General features: G+C 68.6%; 1 protein-coding gene. It reads left to right on the top strand.

What is annotated here, in order from left to right; all coding sequences use genetic code 11:
* Positions 1-110: 110 nt before the first annotated feature.
* Positions 111-695: transposase family protein (locus AC02VZ_RS26040; RefSeq protein WP_476476562.1), on the top strand; the 585-nt coding region annotated here is incomplete at its 3' end.

Here is a 695-nt window from a genome sequence, read left to right as displayed (position 1 = left end):
TGAGCTCTTTCCAACCTGTTCGGTTGGAGGGGCAGTTGGGGTGACAGACAGGTGAAGCCCCTGGTAGATGGGTTTTCGACCAAGAAATCCGTCTCCACCAGAGGCTTCGTGTGCTTGTCTACCCGTCGGGCGTCGACGTGTCCAGTTCTGCCCTGCGCTTCCTGTCCGCCAAACTCCGTCAGCGCCGCCAAGAGCTCGGTACCCGTTGGCGGCGCCTGAGTGCCGGCCGTCAGGCCCTGCTCACTCTTGCCCACCTCCGCAACGGCCACCCCTATGCCCAGCTCGCGGCCGGGTTCGGCATCGGGACCACGACCGCGTACCGGTACATCACCGAGGCCGTCGAGGTCCTGGCCGCTCTCGCGCCGACCCTTGCGGAGGCAGTCCGGACGGCGTCGTCGAAGGCGTTCGTGCTGCTGGACGGGACCCTGCTGCCGATCGACCGGATCGCCGCGGACCGGCCCTACTACTCGGGGAAGCACAAGAGGCACGGGATGAACGTGCAGGTCCTCGCCGATCCCTTCGGCCGGCTGCTGTGGGCCTCACCGGCCCTGCCCGGAGCTGTCCACGACGTCCGCGCGGCTCGCGAACATGGCATCGTCGACGCCCTCGCCGAGGCCGGCATCGCATGCTGGGCCGACAAGGGCTACCGGGGTGCCGGCGGTACGGTCCGCACCCCGTGCTGGGGGCGGTGGAAG

The organism is Streptomyces sp. 3-6, assembly GCF_056323165.1.
This window is presented reverse-complemented; position numbering and strand designations above follow the sequence as displayed.